Annotated in this window: 2 protein-coding genes; both read right to left on the bottom strand. The window is 64.0% G+C overall.

The features are described 5' to 3' along the window. Positions 1 to 54: 54 nt before the first annotated feature. Positions 55 to 759, bottom strand: coding sequence for an MgtC/SapB family protein (locus ACLP25_RS30470; protein ID WP_442472832.1), 705 nt, complete (start codon positions 757 to 759; stop codon positions 55 to 57). Positions 760 to 847: 88 nt separating this feature from the next. Further along, complete coding sequence (locus tag ACLP25_RS30465) at positions 848 to 2,500, bottom strand: NRAMP family divalent metal transporter (protein ID WP_442472831.1); 1,653 nt, start codon at positions 2,498 to 2,500, stop codon at positions 848 to 850. Positions 2,501 to 3,458 lie beyond the last annotated feature (958 nt).

The following is a 3,458-nucleotide window of genomic DNA, read 5'->3' as shown; positions in this document are numbered from 1 at the left end:
GATCGTCGAGCGGCTGGTGCAGGCCGAGATCGAGCGGATCGTTCGGGCGGCCCGCTAGACCGATTGCGTCCGCTCTCTCCAGCCGGCACGCGAAACGCCGGGTTCCGCCGTCAGGCGCCCGATGATCGAATGAAGAGCGAGTTCGCGCCGCTTGTGGGAGGTCAGGGTCGCCGTCAGTTCGACGCGATCGGTATCCGCGATATTGGCGATCTCGAGTTCGCTCAACTCGATGTGCTCTATGGCTGCCAGCCCTTCCATCAAAATGGCGCGCACCTTGGGCTCAGCCGCGACGTTGCATACGACATAGGCCTCGTAGGAACGGTCGACTTCGCTGTCGTCAACCGGCTGCCGGTTGATGGCCTTGACCAGTGGGCGCAAGACCACGTTTGCCCCGATGACAAGCGCCGCGCCGAGCGCCCCGTAGGCAATAAATCCGTCGCCGGCGAGCAGCCCGACCGCCGCGGAGCACCAGAGGGTTGCGGCGGTATTGAGGCCGCGGACATTCAGGCCCTCCTTGAAAATCACCCCGGCGCCGAGGAAGCCGATGCCCGACCCGACTTGCGCGCCCACGCGCGCCGCGTCGCCCTCGCCTGGCGTGAGGCGGGAGAACAAAATGAAGGTCGCCGCTCCGAGAGCGACCAGCGTATTGGTCCGCAATCCGGCGAGGCGCTGACGCCACTGCCGCTCGAAGCCGATCGCGGCGCCGAGGGCGACGGCTGCGAGGAGATTGAGCCCGTCCTGAAGGATAGGCAGCGTCACAGCGGCTGCTCCCGACCCATAACGGGTTGGACGAACCGGACAAGCGCGGGAGCGAGTCGATCTCCGCTGCGCTTGTCCGGTCGCGAGGTCAGTTCTGACCGATGGCAAGCATGACGACGCGGAACAGCACCAGGCCGCCCGCGACCACCAGATAGAGGCGCAGGACGCCCATCCAGGTCTTCGCCGCCAGCGAAAGCTTGGCGGGCGGCAGTTGATCCAGCGGCGGCATGCGCCAGGCGACGCGCGAAATCCTGGCGTTGACTGTCGCCTCGCTCTGCGTTGTGCGCGCGCCGCTCTGGCTCAAGGCCATGATCACCAGCGCGACGACCACGGAGACGACCCCGCCGCCGCCGAGGATGCCCAGGATGACCTGCTCATTGGTGGCGTCGGGAAACAGCACAGATGCCGTCAGGATCACCGACAGGATCACAAGGACGGCGATGACAGCGCCGGTGAAGTAGTTCAGCAGGCGGGTGTTCGCCCAAGGCCCGAGAACAGCCTTGTCATTGCAGAGCAGCAGCAGGAACACCGTCGCGCTCGGAAGCAGAACACCCGCGAGCACCTGCACAGCCAGGGTCAGGAGCCCAAGCGGCGAGCCAGGCGTGAGAACGATCGCCGCGGCGATGACAATCAACCCGCAATAGACAGCGTAGAAGCCCTTGGCGTCGGTGACCTTGCGATGCAGCGAATGACGCGCAGAGAACACATCGCCCATCGCGTAAGCCGTCGACAGCGACACAGCCGAGGCGCCGATTAGGGCAGCGTCGATTAGGGCGACCGCAAACATCACGCCGGCGGTCGTGCCGACATACTTGCCGATACCCGCCGCGATCCCCCCCGCGTCGGTGAAATTGCCGAACTCGCTCCGGCCCGAGAAGGTTGCCGCGGTGAAGGCCATGATCGCCCCGCCGCCGATGATTACCAGCGCGATGCCGATCCACAGATCGAGGCGCTCATAGCGAATGAAACGTGGGGTAATGCGCTTGTCGATCACGTAGCTCTGCTGAAAGAAGAGCTGCCAGGGCGCGACCGTCGTCCCGACGATGCCGATGATCAGCAGCATCACGTCGCTCAGCTTGCCGCCCTCCGGCATTCGCGGAACAACAAAGTCGCGTGCGACCTGTACGAATGGCGGGTGAGCCATGAAATAGATCGGGATGAGCAGCAGGCTCGCTCCGACCAACACCATGGCGAAACGCTCGAAACGCCGGAAGTCGCCAGTGCTGACCGCAAGCATCACGAGGGCCGCCGAGACGATAACCCCCGTCGTTTTGTCGAGCCCGAGATAGTCGAGCGCAAGGCTGATGCCGATGAACTCGGTCACGATGGTCAGCGCGTTCAGCAGGAACAGGTCGATGACGCTGAAGGCCCCCCAGAATCGGCCGAACCGCTCAAAGATGAGGCGCGCATGCCCGACGCCGGTGACGGCGCCGAGGCGCAGGACCATCTCCTGATTGACGTAGAGAACCGGGATGAGCAGCGTCAGCGTCCACAGCAGCGTCGTGCCGTAGTTCTGACCGGCCTGTCCGTAGGTCGCAAAAGCGCCCGCGTCATTGTCGCCCACCATAACGATCAGGCCGGGGCCAAGGATGGCGAGCAGCGTCGTCAGCCGGTGCTTCCAGGTTTTGCGCGGAGCGACGTCTCCGTGAAGGATTGTGCCGAATGCGCCCTGAATGTTGCCGACGTGGGCGTCATCCAAGACGGCAGCGCCGACGTTCTCGGGATTAACGCGAATGGTCATGATGTGCCTCCGTGCTGAACCGACGCAGGAGGCAAGCCGTCTTTGCGGCTGTGATTCCTACATTTCGACGCAGCGTTTTGAGATTGAGGATCGAGTTCTTGTGGGAGCGCCCGTCGAAACGCGGAATGCGTGTTCGGCGGGCCTACTCGGGCGGTCGTTCATGGTTGGGGTCCTTCAGGCTGCAAGAGAGCGTCGCAAGGGAGGCTCCGCGTCGCGCGCGCCGACCGTCGACGCCCAGACGCAAAACAATTGGCCGGACACGAGATCGCGCCGCCATCGGCACGCGAGACGGCCGGTCTCGAGGCGATGACCGCTTTGGCCAAGCGCAACATTTGTCGCCGCGCGGTAGCGGGCGAAATCGATAACGAGATTGGAGAGCTGGTTCATGGCTCGCCTCCGCTTTGGTTCTGTCCAAAGCCGGAAGACGAGCGGCTGAGAGGCTAGGCCTGACAGACGCGCGTACGGGCTTCCGGCCCGTGGACGCTGACGATGTGTCGGGGCGACGAAACGGAGAACGAGTCCTCGATGGCGCCGCCCAGGATGGTACTGCCCATGTCTCTTCAGTTGGGTTAAAGGACGCCGGCCGAAACGAATCCCGGGCCGACAAGCGCCTATTGATCCCCTCGTTTGAGGCTGTCAACCCCCCAATTTTGTCGCGGCAGACTCCGGCATTCGCCGTCTTAGAAACCCTCGAACTGCGACGCCGGTGTCACGATCCTCAGCGATCGGACAAAGTCGATTCGCCCCGGTCAATTGCTTCGCACGACTGTTGCGCTTCGGGTCGACAAGCGCGCGCCGCGAAGGAGTGGACCCCGGTGTTTCGCAAAAGGCGGGCGGCCTCAAGAAACTTGAGCGACTTTGCGGTTCCGGAGGAATGCAAATCGATCTAGCCGGAAATTCGTCCGTTTGTTGACTTGCGCCGCCGCGTGGGGCTTAAACCCCGCGCGGCGCGCCGCCG

The sequence above is a fragment of the Roseiarcus sp. genome, assembly GCF_052145395.1.
Classification (GTDB): domain Bacteria; phylum Pseudomonadota; class Alphaproteobacteria; order Rhizobiales; family Beijerinckiaceae; genus Roseiarcus.
Note: the sequence above shows the minus strand (reverse complement) of the source record. Positions and strands in the feature narration are given on the sequence as shown.